The 25,212-nt window shown below is 71.8% G+C and carries 23 protein-coding genes; 11 read left to right on the top strand and 12 right to left on the bottom strand.

Annotation, left to right across the window (positions count from 1 at the left end; genetic code table 11):
- Positions 1 to 88: 88 nt before the first annotated feature.
- Positions 89 to 727 carry a TetR/AcrR family transcriptional regulator gene (locus ITJ56_RS06110; RefSeq protein WP_194628717.1) on the bottom strand — a complete coding sequence of 213 codons (639 nt, stop codon included), beginning with the start codon at positions 725 to 727 and terminating at the stop codon, positions 89 to 91.
- On the opposite strand from ITJ56_RS06110, the gene ITJ56_RS06105 reads away from it, so the two are divergent.
- On the top strand, positions 722 to 946 hold the full coding sequence (locus tag ITJ56_RS06105; RefSeq protein WP_194628716.1) for a hypothetical protein: 225 nt from the start codon (positions 722 to 724) through the stop codon (positions 944 to 946). The genes ITJ56_RS06110 and ITJ56_RS06105 overlap by 6 nt on opposite strands.
- Positions 947 to 978: 32 nt before the next feature.
- A complete protein-coding gene (locus tag ITJ56_RS06100) occupies positions 979 to 1,467 on the top strand; it encodes a hypothetical protein (protein WP_194628714.1) in 489 nt (162 codons plus the stop codon).
- Positions 1,468 to 1,492: 25 nt separating this feature from the next.
- On the opposite strand, the gene ITJ56_RS06095 is transcribed toward ITJ56_RS06100, so the two are convergent.
- The 4 genes from ITJ56_RS06095 to ITJ56_RS06080 all read right to left on the bottom strand — a co-directional run bounded on the left by ITJ56_RS06095 (position 1,493) and on the right by ITJ56_RS06080 (position 5,284).
- A complete protein-coding gene (locus ITJ56_RS06095; RefSeq protein WP_194628712.1) occupies positions 1,493 to 2,164 on the bottom strand; it encodes a response regulator in 672 nt (223 codons plus the stop codon).
- The gene (locus ITJ56_RS06090) at positions 2,161 to 3,573 is read right to left on the bottom strand and encodes a sensor histidine kinase (RefSeq protein WP_194628710.1); all 1,413 of its coding nucleotides are present in this window, start codon (positions 3,571 to 3,573) and stop codon (positions 2,161 to 2,163) included. The genes ITJ56_RS06095 and ITJ56_RS06090 overlap by 4 nt, the downstream gene beginning before the upstream one ends.
- A complete protein-coding gene (locus ITJ56_RS06085) occupies positions 3,560 to 4,534 on the bottom strand; it encodes a type II CAAX prenyl endopeptidase Rce1 family protein (RefSeq protein ID WP_194628708.1) in 975 nt (324 codons plus the stop codon). Before ITJ56_RS06085 ends, ITJ56_RS06090 begins: the two co-directional genes overlap by 14 nt.
- A gap of 156 nt (positions 4,535 to 4,690) precedes the next feature.
- Positions 4,691 to 5,284 (bottom strand): DoxX family protein, encoded by a 594-nt coding sequence (locus tag ITJ56_RS06080; protein ID WP_228517232.1) that lies wholly within the window; start codon positions 5,282 to 5,284, stop codon positions 4,691 to 4,693.
- A gap of 185 nt (positions 5,285 to 5,469) precedes the next feature.
- Between ITJ56_RS06080 and ITJ56_RS06075 the strand changes: the two genes are divergently transcribed.
- Entirely contained in the window at positions 5,470 to 6,597 is a 1,128-nt protein-coding gene (locus ITJ56_RS06075) for an acetate/propionate family kinase (RefSeq protein ID WP_194628706.1), read from the top strand.
- Between the two features lie 73 nt (positions 6,598 to 6,670).
- Here the strand turns inward: ITJ56_RS06075 and ITJ56_RS06070 are convergent, their stop codons facing one another.
- On the bottom strand, positions 6,671 to 9,223 hold the full coding sequence (locus ITJ56_RS06070; protein WP_194628704.1) for a phosphoketolase: 2,553 nt from the start codon (positions 9,221 to 9,223) through the stop codon (positions 6,671 to 6,673).
- Complete coding sequence (locus tag ITJ56_RS06065; protein WP_194628702.1) at positions 9,220 to 10,035, bottom strand: universal stress protein; 816 nt, start codon at positions 10,033 to 10,035, stop codon at positions 9,220 to 9,222. The genes ITJ56_RS06070 and ITJ56_RS06065 overlap by 4 nt, the downstream gene beginning before the upstream one ends.
- A 112-nt stretch (positions 10,036 to 10,147) precedes the next feature.
- Here ITJ56_RS06065 and ITJ56_RS06060 point away from each other — a divergent pair, with 112 nt between their 5' ends.
- From ITJ56_RS06060 to ITJ56_RS06050, 4 genes are all read left to right on the top strand, one after another.
- Complete coding sequence (locus ITJ56_RS06060) at positions 10,148 to 11,842, top strand: GAF domain-containing protein (protein WP_194628700.1); 1,695 nt, start codon at positions 10,148 to 10,150, stop codon at positions 11,840 to 11,842.
- Complete coding sequence (locus ITJ56_RS06055; protein ID WP_194628698.1) at positions 11,839 to 12,459, top strand: response regulator; 621 nt, start codon at positions 11,839 to 11,841, stop codon at positions 12,457 to 12,459. The genes ITJ56_RS06060 and ITJ56_RS06055 overlap by 4 nt, the downstream gene beginning before the upstream one ends.
- 57 nt (positions 12,460 to 12,516) lie before the next feature.
- Positions 12,517 to 12,651, top strand: a complete 135-nt coding sequence (locus tag ITJ56_RS18715) for a hypothetical protein (RefSeq protein WP_267239025.1) — start codon at positions 12,517 to 12,519, stop codon at positions 12,649 to 12,651.
- 110 nt (positions 12,652 to 12,761) lie between these two features.
- A complete protein-coding gene (locus tag ITJ56_RS06050) occupies positions 12,762 to 13,739 on the top strand; it encodes a nuclease-related domain-containing protein (protein WP_194628696.1) in 978 nt (325 codons plus the stop codon).
- A 173-nt stretch (positions 13,740 to 13,912) separates the two neighbouring features.
- On the opposite strand, the gene ITJ56_RS06045 is transcribed toward ITJ56_RS06050, so the two are convergent.
- Positions 13,913 to 14,470, bottom strand: a complete 558-nt coding sequence (locus ITJ56_RS06045) for a low molecular weight phosphatase family protein (protein WP_228517284.1) — start codon at positions 14,468 to 14,470, stop codon at positions 13,913 to 13,915.
- 2 nt (positions 14,471 to 14,472) lie between these two features.
- The gene (locus ITJ56_RS06040; protein WP_194628692.1) at positions 14,473 to 15,819 is read right to left on the bottom strand and encodes an adenylosuccinate synthase; all 1,347 of its coding nucleotides are present in this window, start codon (positions 15,817 to 15,819) and stop codon (positions 14,473 to 14,475) included.
- A gap of 219 nt (positions 15,820 to 16,038) precedes the next feature.
- Between ITJ56_RS06040 and ITJ56_RS06035 the strand changes: the two genes are divergently transcribed.
- On the top strand, positions 16,039 to 16,212 hold the full coding sequence (locus tag ITJ56_RS06035; protein ID WP_194628690.1) for an antitoxin: 174 nt from the start codon (positions 16,039 to 16,041) through the stop codon (positions 16,210 to 16,212).
- 151 nt (positions 16,213 to 16,363) lie between these two features.
- On the opposite strand, the gene ITJ56_RS06030 is transcribed toward ITJ56_RS06035, so the two are convergent.
- Entirely contained in the window at positions 16,364 to 16,528 is a 165-nt protein-coding gene (locus tag ITJ56_RS06030; RefSeq protein ID WP_194628689.1) for a hypothetical protein, read from the bottom strand.
- A 153-nt stretch (positions 16,529 to 16,681) separates the two neighbouring features.
- Positions 16,682 to 20,329 carry a S8 family peptidase gene (locus ITJ56_RS06025; RefSeq protein WP_194628687.1) on the bottom strand — a complete coding sequence of 1,216 codons (3,648 nt, stop codon included), beginning with the start codon at positions 20,327 to 20,329 and terminating at the stop codon, positions 16,682 to 16,684.
- 159 nt (positions 20,330 to 20,488) lie between these two features.
- On the opposite strand from ITJ56_RS06025, the gene ITJ56_RS06020 reads away from it, so the two are divergent.
- Genes ITJ56_RS06020 through ITJ56_RS06010 form a run of 3 tightly spaced genes read left to right on the top strand, consistent with a single transcriptional unit; the run spans position 20,489 to position 24,116 of the window.
- Positions 20,489 to 21,154, top strand: coding sequence for a TetR/AcrR family transcriptional regulator (locus tag ITJ56_RS06020; protein ID WP_194628685.1), 666 nt, complete (start codon positions 20,489 to 20,491; stop codon positions 21,152 to 21,154).
- Entirely contained in the window at positions 21,151 to 21,885 is a 735-nt protein-coding gene (locus ITJ56_RS06015; RefSeq protein ID WP_194628683.1) for a hypothetical protein, read from the top strand. Before ITJ56_RS06020 ends, ITJ56_RS06015 begins: the two co-directional genes overlap by 4 nt.
- Positions 21,882 to 24,116, top strand: a complete 2,235-nt coding sequence (locus ITJ56_RS06010) for a YhgE/Pip family protein (protein ID WP_194628681.1) — start codon at positions 21,882 to 21,884, stop codon at positions 24,114 to 24,116. Before ITJ56_RS06015 ends, ITJ56_RS06010 begins: the two co-directional genes overlap by 4 nt.
- Positions 24,117 to 24,215: 99 nt before the next feature.
- Here ITJ56_RS06010 and ITJ56_RS06005 read toward each other — a convergent pair whose 3' ends face one another.
- Entirely contained in the window at positions 24,216 to 25,019 is an 804-nt protein-coding gene (locus ITJ56_RS06005) for an NAD-dependent epimerase/dehydratase family protein (protein WP_194628679.1), read from the bottom strand.
- Positions 25,020 to 25,212: the final 193 nt, after the last annotated feature.

Raw genomic sequence — 25,212 nt, 5'->3', positions numbered from 1 at the left:
CCGCCGCTCGAACCCGAATCGTGCGGCGGCGCGTCGCAGACGTCGAGCGCCTGCCCTCGGAACGCCCTAGCGTCCTCGGTCTGTGGGATCAGCCGACCTGGTCGAGGTCCCAGAGCGGCGGCACGTACGCGCGGGACCATCCTTCCCGCAGTCGCGTGACCGCACGGTCGAACGCCTCGAGCAGGTCCATCTCCGGCCGGACCATCGACTGCAGCTGCAGCCCCTCGTAGGTCGCGAGCAGCTGCTCGGACCCGCGGGCGGGCTCCATCGTCCCCGGCTCGCGGCCGAGCAGCACGTCACGCTCCAGCGAGTTCTGCACGAACGCGTGGAACCGACGCCACCGGGCGTGCAGCATCGGCGCCAGCGGGTGTTCCGGCGACGCGGCGATGTTCAGCGTCGCCGTCAGGAACCGCATGAGCGACGGGTCCGCGACGTTCGCGGTGACGATCGCGCGCAGGAACCGGATCGTGCCGTGCTGCTCAGCGATGGGCATGAGCGGCGTGGTGCGGTCCTCGTTCCACCGGTCGATGGTCGCCAACAGCAGGCCGTCCCAGCTCGGGAACGTGTGGTCGACCACGTCGGTGGACACCCCGGCCGCAGTGGCGACGACCTCGGGCGTCACCTCGTGCAGGGGACGGGAACGCAGCGCGGTGATCATCCCGTGGATGACCTGGCCCCGCAGGGAGGGGTCGTCGATCGTGGGGGCCGGCGGCGCGTCGATGTGCATGCAGACATCGCACCAGGCTCGAGCGACGTCGCGCAGCCCCCCGAACGGGAACGCGCGTTCTCTGGACAGCGCGAGGCCGCGTGGCCCACGAAGCTGGACGGCGGCTGGCCGTGGTCCCGCACGTACGACGGCGTCCACCCGACCGTCCCGATGTCGAAGAAGGCGTCCGTTCGGATGCAGCAGGCGATCCACATCGCCGCCGAAGGCGCCAAGGGGTAGCACCCGTCACCCGGGTGAGCCATACTCAGCCCATGCAGTGGGGACGGATCGCACCGGTCGTGGCACTCGTCGTGGTGCTCGGCGGATCCCTGGCCGGGTGCGACAGTGACGGCCACATCACGCCAGCGGGCGGCGTCGACGTGACGAGCGTCATGTGCGCCGACCACATCGCCCTCGAGACCCCGGCCGAACGCCGCGACGCCGCCGACCTCGTCGTCGACGCCGACGTCACCAAGACCGACCGCACCGTCGAGTTCCAGGGCATCTACGACGTGTACGAGGCGACGGTCACCGACGTCTCCAAGGGCGACGAGGGTGCCGAGGGCGCCGCGCCCGGCGACACCATCCAGGTCATCAGCACCTCGGACCAGTGCGAGACGAGCGGCGAACCGGTCGAGTACCTCGACGGCGACCCGCTCGCCGACCAGGGCGCCTTCCGCCTGTACCTCTCCCCCACCGAGGACGACGACGTCTGGCAGCTCGTCGTCCCCGGGGCCGCCGAGCCGCAGCCCGCCGGCTGACGCCGCAGCCCGCCGGCTGACCGCCCTACGGCTGGTCCGGTACCGCCACGATCCGGTTCTGGTACGCCCACACCACGGCCTGCAACCGCGACCGCACCCCGAGCTTCGGCAGCATCCGCGCCAGGTGCGACTTCACGGTCGACACCTCGAGCACGAGCGCGGCCGCGATCTCGTCGTTCGACATCCCCTGCGCCAGCAGCAGCAGCACCTCGCGCTCGCGGGCGGTCAGGACGCCGTCGGCCCGGTCGCCGGAGACCGGTTGCAGGCTCCGCCGTGACACGAACTCCCGCAGCACCCGCCGGGTCAGGGCCTGGTCGAGCGTGCCGTTGCCGGCGGCCACCTGCCGCACGGCGTCGATGATGGTGTCGGGCTCCGCGTCCTTGAGCAGGAAGCCCGAGGCCCCCGCCTCGAGCGCCCCGAACACGTAGTCGTCCAGGTCGAACGTCGTCAGCATGAGCGCCGGGATCGCCGGATCGGCATCCGGGGCGCAGAAGATCCGCGCGAGCTCGATCCCGTTCATCACCGGCATCCGGATGTCCAGGCAGGCGACGTCGGGTCGGGTGGCGCGCGCGAGCGCGAGCGCCTCGCCGCCGTCGGCGGCCACACCGACCACCTCGATGTCCGGCTCCGCGCCGAGCAGTGCGGACACGCCGGCGCGGACCAGGGGCTGGTCGTCCGCGACCAGCACGCGGATCACGCGACCACCCCGGAACCGTCGGCGTCCTGCGCGGGTGCGGCAGGTGCCTCCCGGCCGAGCGCCAGCTCCACCAGCCATCCGCCGGTGGCGGTCGGGCCGGTCTGGAGGCGCGCCCCGACCAGGTCTGCCCGCTCGCGCATCCCCCGCAGACCGTTGCCACCCGACCGAGAGGTCTCCGCTGCCGGCACGGCGGCCGGTGCGTTCTCCACCCGGATCACCAGCCGGGTCGCGTCGCGGTCGTCGATGGTGACGGTGCACGGGGCGGACGGGGCGTGCAGAGCGGCGTTGGCCAGGGCCTCCTGGACGGTGCGGTAGGCGGCGAGCTGTGCGAGCGGACCGACGCCGTCGGCGAGCGGGCGGTCCCCCGCCAGCACGTCCAGCCGGACGTCGCTGCGGAACCGGGCGCGCTCCGTCAGGTCGACGACGCCGGCGATGGTCTCGACGGCGCGCTCGGCGGGGGTGTCGTCGCGGAGCAGACCGACCAGGCGGCGGAGGTCGTCGAGCACGGCGGTGCTCTGCTCACGGACCTGGCGAGCGCCCTCGTGGGCACGCTCCGGGTCGGCGTCGATCTGCCGGTCGATGACGGCGGCCATCAGGGCGATGCCGGACAGGTGGTGCGCGGCGATGTCGTGGAGCTCACGGGCCATCGCGGCCCGCTCGCGGGACACGGCGGCATCGACCAGGGCGTCCTGCTCACGGTCCACCGCGCTCGCTTCGGCGGTGCGGGCGACGCGGACCTCGCGGCGGGACTGCACGAGCAGGGTGACCAGGAGCGGCAGCCCGACGGCGCCGACGGCCTGCAGCACGCCCTGGCCGAGCGAGCCGGCGAGCGCCTGGGCGGAGTCGCCCCGGAACCCGCCGCCGCCGACCGCGAACACGACCGCGCTGCCCGCGGCGACCAGGGCTGCGGCGACCAGCAGTGCCGGCCAGAGCCGGGCCAGCGGGACGCGGAGTGCCGCGAGGACGACGGCGACGACCACCGGCAGGGCCGTCAGGCCGAACAGGTCGGACGACTGCGGGGCGATCCCGGCGACCAGCACCGGCAGGGCTGCGACCACGAGGAGCGTGGTGCGGGTCGCCCGGCGGGCGGCGAGCAGGGCGGCGGACTGGGCGAGCAGGCCGAGGGCCAGGACGGTCCACGACCAGCTCGCGACGGCGGGGTAGGTGGTGCTGACGCCCACGTCGGGGTCGACGGCGTCGAGGGGCGGCAGGCCGAGCAGCAGGCCGATCGCGACGACGGCCGTGCCGAGGGCGACGAAGACGTCGACGCGGCGGGCGCGCTGCGCGGCCGGTTCGGCGGGCGCGGCCGGTCGCGCGGGCGCTGCCGGTCCGGCGGGCGCGGCCGGGTGCGCGGGCTGCGCGGCCGGTTCGGCGGGTGCGCGCAGCGCGTCGTGCTCAGCGGGTGCCATCGTGTGATCCTAAGAGTCGGGTGCGGGTGGGGACCGGGGCGTCGATCGGCAGGGCACGGCGGGCCGGGTCGTAGCCGAGGTGCCCGCGGGTCGCGATCAGGAGCACCGCGGCGGCGATCGTCGACATGATGGTCAGCCCGATCATCAGGGTGCCGGAGGTCATGCTCGGGTACATCTCCGGGAACAGCGTCGAGATCGTGTTGTTCACGCCGACGTGCAGCAGCAGGGCCAGCGGCAGGCTCTCACCGGTCTTGTTGAAGACCTGGATCATCACGACGTTGAAGGTGATGGTGAACAGGGCGAACACGACGGGCTCGCTCCAGTGCGCGTTCGGCCACCCGCCCCAGTCGCTCAGGTACAGCGGCATGTGCCAGAGCGCCCAGATCGGCCCGAGGATCGCCGCGGCGCCGAGACCGCCGAAGCGGTGCTGCAGGCGGGGAAGGGCGAAGTCGCGCCAGCCGGGCTCCTCGCTCAGGCCGGTCGAGAACAGCTGGATGAGCAGACCGGGCACCAGGGCGGCGAAGGCCAGGGCCGAGGGGGCGTGCACGTCGCCACCGGCGAAGGGCAGGGCGGACACGACGATCAGGGTCGGCACGACGACGAGGGCCAGCGCGTACCAGTACCAGGCGACCCGCCAGCGGAACAGCCGTCCCACCCAGCGGCGGAGGCCCGCGCGGCCGTCGGCCACCGCGGTGACGATGAACGCGCTGCCCAGCGGGCCGAGGAGCGCTCCGGGCAGGACGCCCGTGAACTGGGCGCTGCCGAGGACCTCGGGGAAGTGGATGTCCCACACGCCCATGCCGTGCGGGGACAGGATGTACGGGATCCACGCGAGCCAGCTCAGTCCGAGCGCGAGCGTGAAGAAGGAGCCGAGCGGGTGCCGCGCGATGACGCCGCGGATGCCCCCTCGGTCCTCTCGAGCGGTGCCGGCCGTGGGCCGGACTTCGGTGGTGTTCGTCATGCCTACGACGCTAGGAATCATCGCGCTCGGGGACGACCGGCGCAGGGACGCACTTGCGGGACCTGCATCGAAGGATGCAGGTCCCGCAGGTGCGTCGGGGTCCGGGCAGTGAACCGGTGGCGGACCCCCCACGGCACCCGCCACCGGTCGTTCGTGTCAGACGAGCCAGTGTGCTCGGCGGACCAGCGGCAGCTGCTTCCACCAGGAGCCGATCCCCCAGGTGTCGCCGGCCGAGACCGCTGCGACCGCGATGAGGGCGAGTGCGTAGACGATGTGGTAGTCGACCAGGGGGTTGGTCGAAGCGGCGTTGGCGGTGAAGGGCCACTCCGCCAGGTACATGAGGAGCATCACCAGGCTGCCGGCGACGGCACTGAGGCGCAGGCCGACGCCCGCCATCACGGCGAGACCGATACCGAGCATGGCGGCCATGAACAGCACGTCGGTGACCGGGCTCGCGATCGATGCGAAGAACCCCTTGAGGGGTCCGCTCACCGCGTCGCTCATCAGGAAGCCCTGGCTCGGGGCGCCGCCGTGGATCCAGGCGCCGGCCGCGGGGGTCGAGAACCCGAGTCCGAAGGTCTTGTCGAGGAACGCCCAGAGGAAGATGAACCCCGTCCCCAGTCGGAGCGCGGCGAGTGCACGCCGACCGACGACCGTGGTGACGACGCTCCGTTCGGCGGCGGCCGCCTGCGGCTGGACAACGCCGGCGGGGTGTTCCGTGTGGTGCAGGTCGTGCGCTGTCGTGGTCATGGTGCTCGTCCCTCCGGACTGTCGCTCGGGCCCGTCGCCCTCGCTGTGCTGCAATCCTCCAGCGGCCGGACGACCGCCGACAGGGACCGAGGTCCCGGTTCGGCGCCGGCTTCGTCCGCCGGACCGGTCCCCGGGCGGGACCAACGGCCCTGCCCGCGCCCACGGATCGGCGAGAGTGTCGACCCGTGTCCACTGTCTTCGTGCTCAACGCCGGTTCGTCGTCCCTCAAGTACCAGCTCGTGGACCCCGAGACGGGGTCCGTCAGCGCACACGGTTCCGTCGAGCGGATCGGCGAGCCGGGAGGCCCGGCACCGGACCACGGAGCGGCGGTCCGGACCGCACTCGGCCGGCTCACGGCACAGGGCGCGGACGCGCCCGTCGCGGTCGGTCACCGTGTCGTCCACGGCGGCGATCGCTTCGACCGAGCGGTGGTCGTCGACGAGCAGGTCGAGGCGGCGATCGACCACCTGTCCCGGCTCGCGCCCCTGCACAACCCGGCCGCCCTCGCCGGCATCCGGGCAGCTCGCGCCGCACTGCCGGGTGTCCCGCACGTGGCCGTCTTCGACACCGCGTTCCACCGGACGATCCCCGACGCGGCCGCGACGTACGCGATCGACGCCGACCTGGCGAAGCGGTACGGCATCCGCCGGTACGGGTTCCACGGCACGTCGCACCGCTTCGTGTCGCGCGCGGCCGCGGCGTTCCTGGGGCGGCCGGTGGAGGAACTCAAGATGATCGTCCTGCACATCGGCAACGGCGCGTCGGCGTGCGCGATCGACGGCGGTCGCTCGATCGAGACCTCGATGGGCATGACGCCGCTCGAAGGACTCGTCATGGGCACCCGATCCGGCGACATCGACCCGGCGGTGCTCTTCCACCTGCACCGTGAAGCCGGCCTCGACTTCGACGAGCTCGAGACGCTGCTCAACAGCCGGAGCGGCCTGCTGGGACTCACCGGCCACGGGGACATGCGCGACGTCCAGGCGGCGGCGCTCGACGGCGTCGACCACGCCGAACTCGCCCTGTCGGTCTACCGGCACCGGATCCGGCGGTACATCGGCGCGTACACCGCAGAGCTGCGCGGGCTCGACGCCGTCGTGTTCACGGCGGGTGTCGGCGAGCGTGACCCGCTGCTCCGCCGCCGGAGCCTGGCGGGACTGGAGCACCTGGGTGTCCAGGTCGACATCGACCGGAACGAGCTCGCGTCCACGCGCGCCCGACGGATCTCGCCGGAAGGGTCCCCGGTGGCGGTCCTCGTCGTCCCGACGAACGAGGAGCTGGAGATCGCCCGCCAGACGGTGGAACTCGTCTGACGGGCGAACGGGCGAGGCGGGTGCGCACCCTGATGGGGAACGCACCCGCCTCGCCCGTGTCAGGCGGTCACCCTCACTCGTTGTCCCCGCCGGTCGCGATGGCGGCCGACGCCGGAGCCGGAGCCCCGACGCCGACGCCGACGTTCGCGGAGCGGACCGCGCCGGCGTCGTGCGATGCCGAGCCCGTGTCGGTCCAGGTCCAGTCAGCCACCTCGGGCAGGTCCTCGCCGTGCGAACGCGTGTAGGCGCGGGCGGCGACCCGCTTGTCCTGCATCTGCTGGCGCAGGCCGGCGTAGCGCGAGCCGAGGCCGGGCACGCGGTCGAGGACGTCGATCACCAGGTGGAAACGGTCCATGTCGTTGAGCATCACCATGTCGAACGGCGTCGTGGTCGTGCCCTCCTCCTTGTAGCCGCGCACGTGCAGGTTCGCGTGACCGTGGCGTCGGTACGCCAGGCGGTGGATGAGCCACGGGTAGCCGTGGTAGGCGAAGACGATCGGGCGGTCGGTCGTGAACACCGCGTCGAACTCCGCGTCGGACAGGCCGTGCGGGTGCTCGCCCTCCGACATCAGCCGCATCAGGTCGACGACGTTCACCACGCGGACGCGGAGCTCCGGGACCTCCTGGCGCAGGATCGACACGGCCGCGAGCGTCTCGAGCGTCGGCACGTCACCGGCGCAGGCGAGCACGACGTCCGGTTCCTCGCCGGCGACCTCGTTGCCGGCCCACTCGAAGATCCCGAGCCCCCGGGTCATGTGCGCGATCGCCTCGTCCATCGGCAGCCAGTTGAACGTGGGCTGCTTGCCCGCCACGACGACGTTCACGTAGTCGACCGATCGCAGACAGTGGTCGTACGTCGACAGCAGGGTGTTCGCATCGAAGGGCAGGTACACGCGGACGACGTCGGGCTTCTTGTTCACCACGTGGTCGATGAACCCGGGGTCCTGGTGCGAGAGCCCGTTGTGGTCCTGCCGCCACACGTGCGACGACAGCAGGTAGTTCAGCGAGGCGATCGGGCGGCGCCACGGGATCCCCTTGCTCACCTTGAGCCACTTGGCGTGCTGGTTGAGCATCGAGTCGATGATGTGGATGAAGGCCTCGTAGCTCGTGAACAGTCCGTGGCGCCCGGTGAGCAGGTAACCCTCGAGCCACCCCTGGCACTGGTGTTCGCTCAGCATCTCCATCACGCGCCCCGCGCGGGCGAGGTGCTCGTCGGAGGGCAGGAACTCGCCGTCCCACTGCTTGTCGGTGACCTCGAGCACGGCGCCGAGCCGGTTCGACGCGGTCTCGTCCGGACCGAAGATCCGGAAGTTCTCCGGGTTCGACTGGACGACACCCGCGAGCCACTCGCCGAGCACCCTGGTCGACTCGCTGATCGTGCCGCCGTGGGTCGGGACGTCGACGGCGTGGTCCCGGAAGTCCGGCAGGACGAGATCGCGCTTGAGCAGCCCGCCGTTCGCGACCGGGTTGGCGCTCATGCGCCGGTCCCCCCGCGGGACGAGTGCGGTGACGAGCTCGACCGGCGCACCGGTGGCGTCGAACAGCTCCTCCGGCCGGTAGGACTGGAGCCACCCCTCGAGCACGCGCAGGTGTTCCTCGGTGTCGCGGGCGCTGGCGAGTGGCACCTGGTGTGCGCGCCAGTTGCCCTCCGCCGGCTTGCCGTCGATCTCGGCCGGGCAGGTCCAGCCCTTCGGGGTGCGCAGGATGATCATCGGCCAGGCCGGTCGGCCGTCGAGCGTGCCCGCTGCGGCCTGCGCCTTGATGTCGGCGATCTGGTCGAGCACCCGGTCGAGCGTCTCCGCCATCCGCCGGTGCACGGCGCGCGGATCCTCACCGTCGAAGCCGCCGGAGACGATGTACGGGGTGTGCCCGTAGCCGCGCATGAGGGCGAGGAGCTCGTCCTCGGGGATGCGTGCGAGCACCGTGGGGTTGGCGATCTTGTACCCGTTCAGGTGCAGGATCGGCAGGACCACACCGTCGTGCAGCGGGTCGATGAACTTGTTGGAGTGCCAGCTCGTGGCGAGCGGACCGGTCTCGGCCTCGCCGTCGCCCACCACCGCTGCGACGAGCAGGTCGGGGTTGTCGAACGCCGCGCCGTACGCGTGCGACAGCGCGTACCCGAGTTCACCACCCTCGTGGATCGAGCCCGGCGTCTCCGGGGCGACGTGACTCGGTATCCCGCCGGGGAACGAGAACTGCCGGAACAGCCTGCGGATGCCGTCCGTCGTCTGCGGGATGCCCGGGTACACCTCGCTGTACGTGCCGTCCAGGTACGCGTTCGCGACCATCCCGGGGCCACCGTGGCCGGGGCCCGTGACGTACAGCGTGTTCAGGTCGCGTTCCTGGATCGTCCGGTTCAGGTGCGCGTAGATGAAGTTCAGGCCGGGCGTCGTGCCCCAGTGGCCGAGCAGCCGTGGCTTCACGTCGTCGCGTGTGAGCGGCCGGCGCAGCAGCGGGTCGTCGAGCAGGTAGATCTGGCCGACCGACAGGTAGTTCGCCGCCCGCCAGGCGGCATCGAGGCGGTCCACGGTCGCCTCGTCGAGGGACGCCCCGCTGCCGCGCCGGAAGGCGGTGTGCCCGCCCTCGGCCCGCTGCGGGGCGATGGTCTGGGTCGTCGTGTCGGTCATGCCGTCTCCTTCGTGAGGGGTGCTGCTGCCCGGCCCCGGCCGTCGTCGTGTCGTGCGACGAGGACCGGTGCGGTGAGGTTGATGAGGACGTCGTGCAGGACGGCGCTGACGTGCCCGGCCCGGATGCCGGACGTCCGGCGACCGCCGATGACGAGGAGCGCATGGCCGAGTGCCGCGTCGAGGAGCGTCGGAGCCACGGCACGACCGGTGGTGCGGCACGAGACGGTGAGCCGCGGGTGGGCGTCCTGCAGACGCCCGCCCGCCGCCGCCAGGTCCTCGGCACCGGTGGGATCTGCGCTCGCTGCACGGATGAGCACGAGTTCGTCGCCACGGCGCTCGGCCTCGGACGCGGCCGTCTCGCCGACGTCGGCCGCGTCCGCCCCGGCTCCGACACCGGCCACGACACCGCGACGGAACCGGAGGTCGACGTCCGGGACCACGACGACGGTGCACGGTGCCGCGGTGGCGAGCGCGAGCCCGGTGATGCCGAGGGAACGCCCGTGCAGGTGCCCGGTCTTGTGGGTCCCGATCACGAGGACCGTCTCCGGGTCGACGACGTCGAGAAGGGCCCCCACCACGTCGCCCTCGAGCACGAGCAACGACAGGTCCGCCTCCGGGTGCCGTTCCCGTGCAGCACGGAGCGCCTGCCGGGCTGCGAGGACGCCGTCGTCCTCGTCGACGTCGGGACCACCGCTCCGGACGTGGACCAGCACGATCGGAGCGTGCTCGTCGGCAGCCCGGCTCTTCACCCATTCCAAGGCCCGTCGGCTCGGTCCCGAGTCGTCGAACCCGACCAGGTAGCGCTTGTCCATGCACGTCCTTCCCGCCATCGATCGTCCATCCGCTCCTGGCCGGGCGGGAGAGACCAAGGTCCCGAGCGTGAGCGGGCGTCCCCGTAGGGTTGACACCACGAGGGGAGCAGCCATGCCGCACGAACAGGACCGGATCGAGTTCCCGAACGGTCCCCGGACCGCACTCGAGCGGACGATCGGCGAACTCGTCGACCGCGCCCAGGAGGTCCTCGCGACCCAGGGACGACTGCGGGGGCTCCTCCGGGCGAACCGCCTCGTCGTCGCGGAACTCGACCTCCCGACGGTCCTCCGCCGCATCGTCGAGGCCGCACTCGAACTCGTCGGCGCGCGCTACGGAGCGATGGGCGTCCTCGCGCCGGACGGCACGCTCGAGCAGTTCGTGCACGTGGGCATGGCGGAGGACGAGGTCCGGGCGATCGGTGACCTGCCCCGCGGCCGCGGCCTGCTCGGCACCATCCTGGCCGAACCGCACCCCCTGCGGCTCGAACACCTGGGGGACGACCCGCGCTCGGCCGGCTTCCCGGAACACCACCCGCCCATGGACGCCTTCCTCGGGGTGCCGATCCGCGTGCGGGGCGAACTCTTCGGCAACCTGTACCTGACCCGCGACGACGGGGGCTCCTTCAGCGACGAGGACGAGGAACTCATCGTCTCGCTCGCCGCGACCGCGGGCGCCGCGATCGACCACGCACGGCTGTTCGACGAGTCCCGGCGACGGCAGGCGTGGTCCTCGGCCCTGACCGAGGTGACGACGGCGCTCCTGTCGACCGAGGCCGTCGACGGACTCGGCGTCGTCGTCGACCGGGTCGCACCGCTCGCCGAGGCGGACTTCGCCTGTGTCCTGGTGCCGGACGGCCCTGTCCTGCGGATCGACGGAGCACGTGGTCTCGGCGCCGAGGACCTCCCCCGGACCATCGACGCCCCGGCCGGTACCATCGCCGGCCGCTCGATGGAGAGCGGCCACGTCACGACGGCCGACCTGCGTGAGGAACCGCCGTTCTGGCCCGCGCATCTGCGCTGGGCGGTGGCGCTCCCCTTCGCCGCGTCCGAACGGCCGCTCGGCACGCTGCTGCTGGCCCGCGGATCCGAACGTCCACGGTTCACCGGTTCCGACATCGACCTGGCCGCGGAGTTCGCTGCCCAGGCCAGCGTCGCGATCGAGCTCGCGCGCGGCCGCAGTGACCGACAGGAGCTCCAGCGTGTCGAGGACCGCAGCCGGATCGCTCGTGACCTGCACGACAACGTGATCCAGCGGTTGTTCGCCGCGGGACTCACCCTGCAGAGCATCGAGCCGGCGGTCCCGGCAGCGCTCCGGCAGGACGTCGGCGACCAGATCGACGCGATCGACGCGGCCATCGCCGAGATCCGCACCGCGGTCTTCGCGCTCGCGACACGCGGACACGCCGAGCCGCAGAGCGTCCGGCACCGCGTCCTCGACGTCGTGTCCGAGGTCGGCCGGCTGCTCACCGGGCCGCTCAGTGTGACCTTCGTCGGCGCGGTCGACGTCATGGTGCCGACCGAGCTCGGCGACGACATCGTCGCGGTCGTCCGGGAATCACTCACCAACGTCGGCCGACATGCCGGGGCGGCGAGCACCGAGTTGCAGATCGCGATCGACGACGACCACCTGACCGTGCGGGTCGACGACGACGGTCGGGGTGTGCAGAACCGCGGCCGTGCCAGCGGTACCGCGAACCTCGCGGCCCGGGCAGCAGCCCGCGGCGGCCGCTACGTCCTCGACGGTCGTCCCGGTGGCGGGACGTCGATGAGCTGGAAGGTCCCGCTCCCCGAGCAGGTGGCAGCATGACGCTGCGCGTGTTCCTGGTCGACGACCACGAGCTCGTCCGGCAGGGCGTCGCGAGGATCATCGACGCCCAACCCGACCTGGAGGTCGTCGGCGAGGCGGAGAGCGTCGCGCGTGCCGTCCCGCGGATCGCCGCCACCCGCCCGGACGTCGCCGTGCTCGACGTGCGGCTCCCCGACGGGAGCGGGATCGACCTGTGCCGCACCATCAGGTCCGAGCGTCCGGACCTGGTCTGTCTCATGCTGACCGCGTTCGACGACGACGACGCGACACGGGCGGCGGTGCTCGCCGGAGCGAGCGGGTACGTGCTGAAGGACATCCGGGGGAACAACCTGGTGGCGGCGATCCGCCGTGCGGCCGGCGGCGCAGTGCTGTTCCCGCCCGAGGCCGCAGAACGAGTGCGCACGGCGGTGACGCCGCACCGGTCGGACCCGGACGGGTTGACACCGCGCGAGGAGCAGATCCTCGGCCTCATCGTCGACGGCCTCACGAACCGGCAGATCGGCGAACGGCTCCACATCGCCGAGAAGACCGTGAAGAACAACGTCACGGTCCTGCTCGGGAAACTGCACCTCGAACGTCGTACGCAAGCCGCGGTGTACGGCGCCAGGAGGACCTGACCCGAAGCGGGACCAAGGACCCTCCCGTCGGGTGCCGTCGGCCGGGATCGTTGGAGCATGCCCGAACACGACCAGCCCCGGCACGTCTCCGCAGCCGAGTGGCAGCGGCTGAAGCGAGAAGCCCGTGCACATGCTCAGCGTGACGCCGAACGCCGCGCCGCTGCCGTCCCCCGCACGGAGGACACGGACTGATCGGCTCGGTGGACGAGTTCCTCGACCCGCTCGTCCTGTCCCGGTGACAGTTCGCCTGACTCGCCGACGGGGGACGCGGTGCCTGCCCGCAGACGTGGTGAGGTGGGTGCATGACCAGCGACCTCGTGCCGTGGTCGGTCGCCGGGGGGCTCGCGATCGTCGCGCTCGTCCTGGTGGTCCTCCTGCGGCGACACCGGACAGCAGCCCGTTCCGACCTCGACCGCGCCGAACGGGCGAGGGCCGACGAGGTCGCCCGGCTCGACGCGGAGCACCGGGAGCAGACCGCGCGCCTGGCCGCGGAACAGGCGCAGGAGATCGACGCGGCAGAGGCGGCTCGTCGGGACGCCCTCGCCGCCGCTGAACAGAGTCGGGCCCTCGCCAGGACGGGCATGAAGTGGGAGGAGACGTCGCAGCGCGTCATCCTCGACGCGTGCAAGGCCGCCGGGGTCAACGGTGCGCTGCTGACCAACGTCGTCTTCGCCCCCGTCGCCCTGGCCGAACGGGGCCCGGCCCGCAGCTTCGTCGCCCAGCTCGACCATGTGCTCGTGCTCGACTCCGGCCGTGTCGTCGTCATCGAGAACAAGCGGTGGAACGGCATCGTCTTCGACGGCCAGCGCCCGAGCGAGGTGCACCGAGCATTCCGGAACCTGCTCGACGAGTCGTCCCTGCAGCCCCCGTTCGCCGTGCAGGTCCGCAGCCGTCGGGTGCTGGACCACGCGGACGAGATCGAGCAGTGGTGGCAGGTCCGGGTCCAGGCCCGCGGAGCATCGCCGTGCAGTCAGGTGCGACAACAGGCGCGCCGCCTGGCCGACTTCGTCGCTTCGACCGCCGGGGTCGCACGTGAGTGGGTCGACACGTGCGTGTTCTACTCGGGCGACGCGGTGGCGTACGTCAATCCGGAAGACCGCAGCGAACGCGGAGCACCGACCGCGGTCGTCACCAGCGCCACCGAGTTGCAGGGTGTCATCAGCGGGTACGCCCAGAAGTCCGCCGTGCCGAACCGGGCCCGGACCGACGCCGTCGTCCGGGTGCTGGCGGGGCAGGGCGCCCACACCACGACCATCGGGTCCTACCGTCTGCCGGTCTGAGGCCCGCATCGGTGTCTGAGTCGGACGCCGACGTCCGGTGCGAGACGTACTCGCTCTCCGTAGCCAGCCCGAACCGCTGCACGGTGCGGCTCGACCGGGACGACGCAGCGGGACGCGACGACGGGCATGCGCTCATCGTGGCACGCGGTGGTGCCGTCGGCCCCGTCGGGGTGTCAGACCACCGCGCGCAGCGCGTTCGCGATGCCCGTCAGGGCCTCGTCGATCTCGTCGGCGACCCGCTGGTGGGTCTCCGTCGAGCGGCGGTAGGGGTCGTCCACGTCGTCGTCCGCCGGGTCAGCCGGCGGCGGGACCGTGCCGCGCAGTCGTGCGACCCGCTCGACGAGCTCCTGCGGCGACGTGACGTCGGCCAGGTCACCGGGTTCGAGTCCGGCGATCACCCGGGCGAACTGCTTGATCGTGAACGCCCGCTTCGTCGCACGGGGCGACAGCGACACCGCCGCCGACCGGTGCGAGCGCTCGGCCGTCAGCACGAGGTCGGCCGACGCCACGATCTGCTCGGTCAGGTACCGGGAGCGGTGCGACGAGGGGTCGCCGCCGAGGCGGACGGACTGCTCCGCCGCGGCACCGTCCATCCGGGCACCGTCGTCGGCGATGGTGCCGGCGGACTCGACCACGAACGCCGGGGCGTCCGCGCCGAGTCGCGCCGTCAGGACCTGCGCTCCGAGCGGGGAACGGCAGATGTTGCCGCTGCAGACGAACAGGATCCGCATCGTCACGCCGCGTCGGTGCGCTGCTCGGTGCGCTGGTCCGTGCGCTGGTCGGCGCGCTCGTCAGCACCGAGCAGGTCGTGTCGCACGACGATGGCGTCACGGCCGGGGCCGACGCCGATGGCGGAGATCCGGGCACCGGACATCGCCTCGACCGCGAGGACGTAGTCCTGCGCGTTCTTCGGCAGGTCCTCGAAGGTGCGGGCTCCGGTGATGTCCTCGGTCCAGCCGGGGAACTCCTGGTACACGGGCTTCGCGTGGTGGAAGTCGGACTGGTTGACGGGCACCTCGTCGACGCGGACGCCGTCGACCTCGTACGCGACGCACACCGGGATCGTCTCGAGCCCGGTCAGGACGTCGAGCTTGGTGAGCACGAAGTCGGTCACGCCGTTGATGCGCGCCGTGTAGCGGGCGATCGGGGCGTCGTACCAGCCGCAACGACGCGGGCGGCCCGTGGTGGTACCGAACTCGAAACCGTTGGCGCGGAGGAACTCGCCCGACTCGTCGAACAGCTCGGTCGGGAACGGACCGGCCCCGACGCGGGTCGTGTACGCCTTGACGATGCCGATGATGCGCTCGAGCCGACCGGGGCCGATGCCGGAACCGGTCGCAGCGCCACCGGCGGTCGCCGACGACGAGGTGACGAACGGGTAGGTACCGTGGTCGACGTCGAGCATGGTGGCCTGGCCGGCCTCGAACAGGACGGTCTCGCCGCGCTCGAGCGCCCGGTGGATCTCGAGCGCGGTGTCGGCGACCATCGGGCGCAGGCGCTCGGCGAAGGACAGCAGCGACTCGACGACCTCTTCCGGGTCGATCGCGCGGCGGTTGAAGACCTTGACCAGCAGGTGGTTCTTCTGGTCGAGGGCCGCTTCGACCTTCTGCCGCAGGATGTTCTCGTCGAAGATGTCCTGGATGCGGATGCCGACGCGGTTGATCTTGTCGGCGTAGGTCGGGCCGATGCCGCGACCGGTGGTGCCGATCTGGCGCTTGCCGAGGAACCGCTCGGTCACCTTGTCGATGGTGCGGTGGTAGTGCGTGATGACGTGGGCGTTCGCCGAGACGAGCAGCTTCGACACGTCGACGCCGCGGGCGCGCAGCGCGTCGAGCTCCTGGAACAGGACTTCGAGGTCGACGACGACGCCGTTGCCGATGATCGGGGTGACGCCGGGCGTCAGGATGCCGGACGGCAGCAGGTGGAGGGCGTACTTCTCGCCGCCGACGACGACGGTGTGCCCGGCGTTGTTGCCGCCGTTGAACTTCACGACGTAGTCGATGCGGGAGCCGAGGAGGTCGGTGGCCTTTCCCTTGCCCTCGTCGCCCCACTGGGCGCCGATGATGACTGCTGCGGGCATCTGGTTCTCCTCACGTTGGCGGAGGACCGCACACGGCCGTCCGGGCCGGTGGTCCACCCGAGTCTATCGGCTGGTCATCTCCGCGCTACCCGCGGCGTCACCCGTGGACGACCCCGGGATCGTGACGACCCATGCCCGCTCGTGGCTTCCCTGGACGCCCGTCCGGCGCGGTCGGAGCACCGTCGGACGCGTCAGATCCACGATCAGAAGGAGCACGACATGAGCGGCATCGGAGACAAGGCGAAGGACCTCGCCGACAGCGACAAGGGCGAGAAGGCCACGGACACCGGCCTCGACAAGGCGGGCGACGCCGCCGACAAGGCCACCGGCGGCGGACACGGTGACCAGATCGGCAAGGCCGAGAACGCGGCCGACGACAAGATCGGCAAGTAGCGTCCGGAACGCCACCACGGACGGACGGGCGCGTCCCGCGCAGCGGCAGTGCGAAGCGTTGCGCGGGACGCGCCGACCGAGTCCGCGAGGGAGGGGTGCCAGCTGGCACCGCGCCTCCCGACCGTCAGTCAGTCTCTCGGCGCGCGACGCGTCAGCTCCGGAAGAAGTCCTGGTACGACGGGTCACCGACGGGCTGGGAGTGCCCGGGCTCCGCGAGCCGCTGCTCGATCATGGCTTGGATGGCATCCGGCGGGGTGAGTCCACGACGGCGCCACTCGACCGGGTTGGACCGGAGCTGGTTCAGCGTGCTGTGCATGGTTTGACCCTGGCACCAATTCACTAGTTTGTCTAACTACCTGTCCCGTACGCGCGCAACCACGGGCCCGGTGCGCAGAAGACGTCGGCTCCCAGCGCGGGACCCGACGTCTTCTGCGCACCGTGTGACGCGGGTGCCCGCGCCGAGCTCTGCCTAGCGGCGCGTGACCTTGGCGGTCGCCTTGGACTTCGCGGTGCCGTCCTTGTACCCCGAGGCGTGGGCCGTCACCTTGACGCTCATGCGGTGACCGACGTCGGACGAGCCGAGCTTGTACTTCGTGCCGGTGGCCTTCTTGACGACCTTGCCGTCGCGGAGCCACTGGTACTCGTACGTCGCCTTCGTCGTGCTCCACGTGCCGTGCTTCGCGGTGAGGGTCGAGCCGACCTTCGCCGTCCCGCTCACGGTCGCCCTGCTGCCCTTCGCCAGCGCGAGCGTCGGCGGCGTCACCGTGATGGTCGACGTGTCAGCCTGCTTGCCCGCGGCGTTGTCCAGGTGCAGCAGCAGCACGGTCGCCTTCGTGACGCCCGAGGCCCGCGTGACCCGGATGGAGTCCGAGTCGGCGAACAGCACGCCGGTGGCGCCGTCCTGCGAGAACGACAGCTTCGGCTTCGACGGGTCGAACGTGGCGGACTTCGTCTCGTCCACCACCGACGAACCACTGGTGGCCGCACCCGGCGCGTACGCGGACTCGGTCAGCACCGAGTACGCGAACGTGCTCTTCGCACCGATGAGCGAGGCGGAGACGGTGAACACCTTCACGGAGCTGTCGAAGGTGTTGACGTCCTGTCCGGGCGCGCCACCGTTGAGCGGCTGCGCGTCGACCGTCTCGCCCGTCGCGAGGTCGACCGTGGTCACGAACGTGGCGTCCACCGCGGCGGACTTCGCGTCGTAGACCAGGTAGTCGGGCTGGCCGTCACGGTCGGTGTCGATGAGGACCTCGACGTTGGTGACGGCGCCCGGGTTGGCGTCGGGACCGGCGGTCTGCACCCCGAACGCCAGCGTGTCCGAGTTCTTGTCGTACGAGGCGCCGTAGGAGCGGACGTCCGCCGCCTGCAGGGAACGCGCCGCCGAGCCCTCGGGGAACGACTCGACCGGGTCGGTCCCGCCGAGCACGAACGGTGCGACGGCGGCGTGGTAGCCGGTCGTCAGTCCGCCCTGGTCGAGGGTGCGGCCCTTGAGCGTCAGGTTCGCGGACTTCCCGGGGCCGGTGAAGGCGACGGTCGTCCGGGCGCGCACGGCGCTGACGGGCTTCGGGGCCACGTAGGCACCGAGGCGGAGCGGGTTCAGCGACTTGTCCGTCGGCGAGAACGCGACGATGCCCGACGCGGCGGCCACGAACTCACGCTGGTAGCCCTGCTGCACCGACTCCTGGGTGGGGTCGATGACACGGCGGAGCTTCGTCGGGTCGGCGACCGTGAACGTCAGCCGCACCGAGGCCGTGCCGTGCGCTCGCACGGTGACCCGCTTCGAGCTGAGCGCGAACGTCACGCCGGGCTGCGACACCTGCGGCTGGTAGGCCACGTCGTAGGTGTGCGCGACACCGTCGGTGTTCTCGATCTGGAGCGTGCGGGTCTCGCTGGTCTTGCCGGAGACCTCGACGACCCCGAACGAGGCGGTGACGAGCTGGTCGTTCTCGACGCTCCGAACGGTGGTGCCGGCCGTCACGGCCTGCAGGGCGTCGACGCGACCGGTGCCCTGACGGAGCAGGGTGGCCGAGCGGTTGCCGTCCTTGACGTCGTGCGTCGCCGTGTTCATGAGCGCCGCCTTGACCTGCGGAGCGGACCAGGTCGGGTGCGACTGGAACGTCAGCGCCGCGATGCCCGCGACGTCCGGCGTGGCCATCGAGGTGCCGCTCATCGACAGGCGGCCGTCACCGGTGCCGTTGGCCGCGGAGATCACGTTGACCCCGGGGCCGGCGATGTCCGGCTTGACGATGTCGTCGAACGACCCGTGCACGCCCCGGCTGGTGAACGACGCGAGCGTGTTCACGGCCTCCGGGTCGGTGGCGAGTTCGAAGCCCTTCAGCTCGTCCGCGAAGCGCACGTGCAGGGTCCCCGCCGTGGCAGCTGCCTGGAGGCTCGTGGCGGCGTCCAGCGTCAGCTCGGCACCCGGGATGGTCGCGTTGCCCGCGATGCCCGAGTCGAAGGTGTTGATCGTGCCCGCCAGGAGCACGCCGACACCGCCGGCGGCCTCGACGTTGCCGAAACGCACGCCGGATCCGCACTCGAGCGCGGCGTCCGTCCACTTCAGCCAGACGACCTTGCCCGCGATCTTCGCGGCGTCGGCGGCGCTGAACGCCGCGCAGCCGTCGATGTTGGTGGTCGGGACGACGACGTCGCCCTCGACCGGCAGGGTGCCCTGGAAGTTCTGCGAGTACTGCGAGCGGTAGGTCTTCGCGACGTCGGCCGGCGCGGTGACCTGGACGCCGTCGTACAGCGACTGGCCGGTGGCGCTCGCGGCGACGGTGAGCGCGCCCTCGGCATTGCCCGGCGAGCCACCGATGTCGGTGAAGTCGTCGGCGTTGCCCGAGGCGATCACGGGGAGCACGCCGCGAGCGGTCAGTGCGTCGATCTTCGCGTTGTCGGGGTCGTCCGGCGCGCCGTAGTCGGAGCCGAGCGACAGGTTCAGGACGTTGATGTCCTTGCCCTCGGTGAGCGCCTTGCCCACCCAGTCGAGCGCGGCACCGGTGACGTCGGTCGAACCGCCGTTGTCGCCGAACACCTTGAGCGCGTACAGGCCGGCCTCGGGCGCGGTGCCCGGACCGATCCACATGTCCTGCACCTGCTGCGTGGTGAGCTTGGTGTAGTCGCCGTCGAACTGCTGCTTGTCGGCGGTCAGGCCGTAGCCGGCAACGGAGCCGGACACGTGCGTGCCGTGGTCGCCGCCCTTGCCGTCGATCGGGTTGTCGTCGGGAGCCGGCACGGGGTCGTAGGCATCCGGGTCCGTCGGGTCGGCATTGTAGGTCGCGCCGGCGAAGTCGTACCCGCCCAGGAACTTCGACGCGTCGTACAGGCTCGGGTCCGGGGCGCCACCGCTCGCGTTCGCCAGGGCCTCCTGGTACGCGGCGGTCGTACCGGGGCCACCGAAGTCGGCCTGCGTGTAGTCGAGACCGGTGTCCAGCACGGCGACGTTGACGTCCTTGCCGGTGTGGCCGGTCTGCTGCCAGGCGTTGAGCGAGCGCGTGTAGACGTCACTCGCCGCGTTCTTCGGAGCGACGCCGTCGGCGCCGGGCTGCACCAGGCTCGGGTCGACGCCCGAGGGAGCGGCGCTCGCGTCCTCGTTGACCGTCGGCTCGACGACCTTCTTCGGCGTGAGCGGGATGATGCTCTCGACGTCGGAGCGCTTCGCGATCTGCTGGAACGCGTCGACGTCGGCCACGACCGCGACACCGGGGACGGTGTACTCGGTCGAGTAGAGCTCGGTCGAGTCGGCGTCAGCGCGCTTCACGGCTTCGCGGACGGCGGCGGTCGTCGACTCGATGGCCTTGACGCGGCTCTTCGCTGCCGAGGACTGGGTCCTCGACTTCGTCAGGTCACCGCCCTTGGCCTCGGCGTCCACTTCGAGGGCGCCCTGGCCGGTCGTGCGGACGAACGCGGCGACGGTCTTCGTCGGCTCGGCGTCACGGAGCGGGGCGGAGAGCTTGAGGTCGGCCACCGAGATCCCGGCCGGGGCTGCGGAGGCCGCGCCCCCGACTGCGAGACCACCGCAGGCCAGGGCCGCGGTGGCGATGCCGGCGGTCAGGACGCGGGTGAAGCGATGGGGGGTGGGTTCGGATCCGGTTATCGGTGTTGCACGCTGCAAAGAGGACACTCCTGGCTCAGTCCGTGGCTCGCATGAGATTCCTGTGAAGCTATGCGTTCGCTCTCAGGGAGCACAGTCCGCACTTCGGGGGACACCCCTCGTCCGGGGGGCCGTTCCTGTTAAGTTGCACACGTGTGTGCACGTTATTACGATGGGCGAGTGACCACTGCAGACCAGCCCGTTCGCGCGCCCCGCCGCGACGCCACCGAGAACCGGGCCGCACTCCTCGACGCCGCGAAGACGTGCCTGCAGCGCGACCCCGATGCCTCCATCGAGACGATCGCCGCGGCCGCCGGACTCTCCCGCCGTGCGGTCTACGGACACTTCCCGTCGCGCGACGACCTGGTGCAGGAGGTCGTGACCGCCGGTGCCGCCCGCATCGCCGCCGCCATGCCGACGTCCTCGGACCTGCAGGAGCTCCCGCCGGCCGCACGGCTCGCCGCCATCGCAGTGACGCTCTGGACCGAGGTCTCGCACGTCCGCTCGATGGCCCGGGTCGCCGTCCGCAGCCCCTTCGCCGAGCCCGTCGCCGCGGTCTTCGCCCCGCTGCGCGCCCAGGTCCGCCAGGCGTGTGCGCTCGGCATCGCCGACGGTGCCATGCGGAACGACGTCGACCCGGCCACCCTCGGCCGCCTGGTCGAGGGTGCGTGCATCGCCGTCCTCGACGAAGCCACGCGATCCGGCACGCCCGACGAGGACGGACGGCGCATGGTGGTGGTGTCGGCGCTCGGCATGGCCGGCATCGACTGGCGCACCGCACTGCTGTCCGAACCCGCCACCCCTGCCACCCCCGCCACCCCCGCTCCCTCGGAGGACCACGCATGACGCTCGAACTCGATCACGTCGGCATCGGCGAGGAGCCCGGCGCGCCACTGCCCGTCGTCTCCGCCGTCGCCGCTCCCGGACGCCCCGGGGTCGTCGCCGTCGAGACCGAGCAGTCCCCCGTGCTCGCCTCACTCATCGCGGGCGGCCGCATGCACCCCGAGACCGGACGCCTGCTGCTCGACGGACACGAGGACCCGGCCGCCGTGCGCCGCGCCTTCGCCCTGGTCGACACCCCCGGTGTCGCGGAACCCTTCCCCGTGATGAGCTGCAAGCAGATCGTGCGCGAGGAGCTCGCGTTCGCCGGGCAGCGCCCCTCGCGCGAGCACGTCGACACCGTGCTCGACGAGCTCGGCCTGCGCGAGTACGCCGACACCCACGTGCAGCGGGTGCCGACGGCCGTCCGGGTGCGGCTGCTCGTCGAGCTCGCCCTGCTCCGCGACGGAGTGACGGGCCTCGTGATCACCTCACCCGAGCGACACGGCGGCGCCGTCGAGGACTGGTTCCAGGTGGTCCGCGACGTCGCCCGGCGTGGCATCACCGTGGTGCTCGTGACCTCGAAGGCCGCCGCAGCCACCGTCGAGACGCTGCTCGGCGACATCGCGACGACCGAAACCACCCAGACCGAGGGTCCCGACGACGCGGCCCTGTCCGACGGAACCGAGCCGGGCCTCCCGACCGTCCCTTCCGTCTCCGCAGAATCCGCAACCGTCCCGACGGAGGCAACCCCGTGACCACCACCTCGCTCGTCCGCTCCGAACTCGCGCGACTCACCGCGACCCCGCTCGCACGCCTGGCGTTCATCGCGCTCATGGTCGTGCCGCTGCTGTACGGCGGCGCCTACCTGTGGGCGAACCGCGACCCGTACGCCAAGCTCGACCAGATCCCTGCCGCGATCGTGAACCTCGACGCCGGCGCGACGCTGGACGGCGACCACGTCGACTACGGCAAGGACGTCACGAAGGAGGCCATCGACGGCGGTGACTTCAAGTGGACGACGACCAGCGCGGCCGACGCGCGATCCGGCGTGCGCAACGGCACCTACGACTTCGTCGTGACGGTCCCGCACGACTTCTCCGAACACCTGGTGTCCGCGCAGTCCGACGACCCGACGCAGGCGAAGCTCGTCCTGACGACGGCCGACACGAACTCGTACCTGGCGTCGACCATCGCCGAGCAGGCGGGCAAGACCATGCGGACGGCCGTCGCCGAGCGCGTCGGCAAGCAGGCGGCGAAGACCCTGCTCGTCGGGCTCGCCGACGTGCGGGACAGCCTCGGTGACGCCGTCGACGGGGCGGACCAGCTCGCGTCCGGCACCGCGAAGGCGGACTCGGGTGCGCACACGCTCGCCGCCGGGACCGGCAAGCTGGCGTCCGGCGCGTCGGAGCTCGCGTCCGGCACGGCTTCGTTGCCTTCCCAGACTGCACAGCTGAACAGTGGGGCGCAGCAGGTGGCGTCCGGGGCGTCGACCCTGGCGTCCGGGCTGGCGAGCGCGCAGCAGCAGACCGCGGCGTTGCCGGACCAGACGGCGCAGTTGAACGCGGGGGCGCAGCAGCTGCAGACCGGGCTGCACGAGCTCCGGGACCAGACGGCGTCGTTGCCGGCGGACTCAGCCACGCTGGCGGCGGGTGCGTCGAAGGTCGCCAGCGGCAATGCCGACCTCGCCGACCAGGCCGCGCCGTTCATCGCCGGCGTCCAGCAGATCTCCGAGCAGTCGCCCGAACTCGTGGCCACGCTGAAGCCGGTCGTCCAGGCATCCACGGTGCTGACCCCTGCGCAGAAGACCCAGTTGTTGGCCGGTCTCGACACCCTCCAGACCGGCAGCGCCGACCTCGGTGCCGGTGCCGGGGACCTGTCCGACGGCCTGCAGTCGCTGAAGCTGGGGAGTGCAGCGGTGTCCGCCGGGGCGTCCCAGCTCGCCCAGCAGGCGCCGGAGCTGACCAGCGGCATCCAGCAGCTCTCCGACGGCTCGGACACGCTCGCCGCCGGCACGTCGTCGCTCGCGTCCGCGGCTCCGAAGCTGTCGTCCGGCATCGCGGACGCTGCGACCGGTGCGTCCACGCTGTCGTCGGGTGCGTCGCAGGTGGCGGCCGGCACGTCGAAGCTGGCTGCGGCGGCTCCCACGCTGTCGTCGGGTGCTGCTTCGCTCGCATCGGGCGCGGCGTCGGCCGACGAGGGCGCGTCGTCGCTCGCCTCCGGGCTGGACACGCTGAAGAGCGGCTCGTCGGAGCTCGCGTCCTCGCTCGACGAGGGCCGCACGAAGATCCCGGCCTCGAACGCCTCCGAGCGTGCTTCGCAGGCCTCGGTCATCTCCGACCCGGTCAAGGTCGGGGACGACAACGTCGCCGCGGCGTCGAACTACGGCGCCGGTCTGGCACCGTTCTTCATCTCGCTCGCAGCCTGGATCGGCATGTACGCGCTGTTCCTGATCCTCAAGCCGATCTCCAAGCGCGCGATCACCGCGGTGCGGAAGCCCCTCGCGGTGGTGTTCGGCGGCTGGCTCACCCCGGCGCTGCTCGGTCTGGTGCAGATGGTGGCGCTGTTCTTCATCGTGCGCTTCGCCCTCGACCTGAACGTCGTGCACGTCGGCGGCACGATCGGGATCATGGTGCTGGCCTCGGCGACCTTCGCGGCGATCATCATGGCGCTCAACGTGCTGCTCGGGTCGGTCGGGCAGTTCCTGGGCCTCGTGCTCATGCTCGTGCAGCTCGTCACCGCCGGCGGCACGTTCCCGTGGCAGACGCTGCCGGGGCCGTTGGCGGCGCTGCACTTCGCGCTGCCGATGACCTACTCGGTCGACGCCATCCGGCAGACGATGTACGGCGGGAACCTCGGCGCCGCGTGGTCGGACGCCGGCGTGCTGCTCTGCTGGCTGCTCGGGGCGCTGCTCGTGTCCTTCGTGGTCACGGCACGGCAGACCCGCTCCCGCACACTGCGCGACCTGCGCCCGAGCCTGATCGGGTAGCGGGAGCCGCCGCGCGCCGCGGGCGTCCCCGGGTGCACCGCGGGAACGCTTCGTGAGCAGAAGAGGTCGGGAGACATCAGGTCACCCGACCTCTTCTGCTCACGAAGTGCGCTCCCCCAGGGGCTGGTGCACCATCCCGCCGCCGAGGGTGCTCAGGTCGTCGGTCGGCAGCGCCGCACGGGCGTCCGCGTCGAGCACGGCGGACGCGTCGTCGAGGGGGTGGAAGCCGATGCGCTCCCCCGCTGACAGGTCGGCGGGCGACCCGGTGTTCCGCGACAGGGCCCAGACGACGTGGTGCCCGGGGTCGCGGAGCGCCACGGTCGCGAGCACCAGCCGCGTCAGGTCGTCCGGCGAGGTCCACATCAGCAGCCCCCGGGTCGTCGGCGGCAGGGTCCCGAACGCCCCGATGCGCGCGGACACGATCGACATCTCGTACCGGTCGGCGAACAGGCTGCCGAGCAGTTCCATCGCGGCCTTCGTCACGCCGTAGTAGGTGTCCGGTCGGGGCAGGCGGTTCCCCGGCACCGTGCCCGGCTGGTCGAGGGGTTCGGGCACCAGACCCACCGCGTGGATCGAGCTCGCCTGCACCACCCGGAGCACCCCGGCTGCCGCCGCCCGCTCGAGCACGTTCTTCGTGCCGGTCAGGTTCGCCGCGATCAGGTCGTCCCAGGCGGCCTCGGTCGGGATGCCGGCCAGGTGCACCACGGTGTCGACCCCGGCGAGCGCGTCGTCCAGCGCTGCCGGGTCGTTCACGGACCCGGGCACGAAGCGTTCACCGGCTGCGACCGGATCGTGGGGCTTCTGTTCGTCGAGCAGCACGAGGTCGTGTCCCGCAGACCGCAGACGGGGACGCAGAGCGCTCCCGATCCGGCCCGCGGCTCCGGTGATGAGCAGCGTCGCCATGCCGCCGACGCTACCCCCGGCGGGCGAGCAACGACCTCAGCTGTGCGACCGCGCCGAACGCGTGGGTGTCGAGGTCGGACGTCGTCCACCGGACGACGCGCGGATCGTGAGCAGAAAAGGTCGAGTCGTCTCCCCGCACCCGACCGTTTCTGCTCACGAAGCGAACCGGCGCGCGCCCGCTACGATCGACGCA

The sequence above is a fragment of the Curtobacterium sp. VKM Ac-1376 genome, from assembly GCF_015351025.1.
Lineage (GTDB): Bacteria > Actinomycetota > Actinomycetes > Actinomycetales > Microbacteriaceae > Curtobacterium.
Note: the sequence above shows the minus strand (reverse complement) of the source record. Positions and strands in the feature narration are given on the sequence as shown.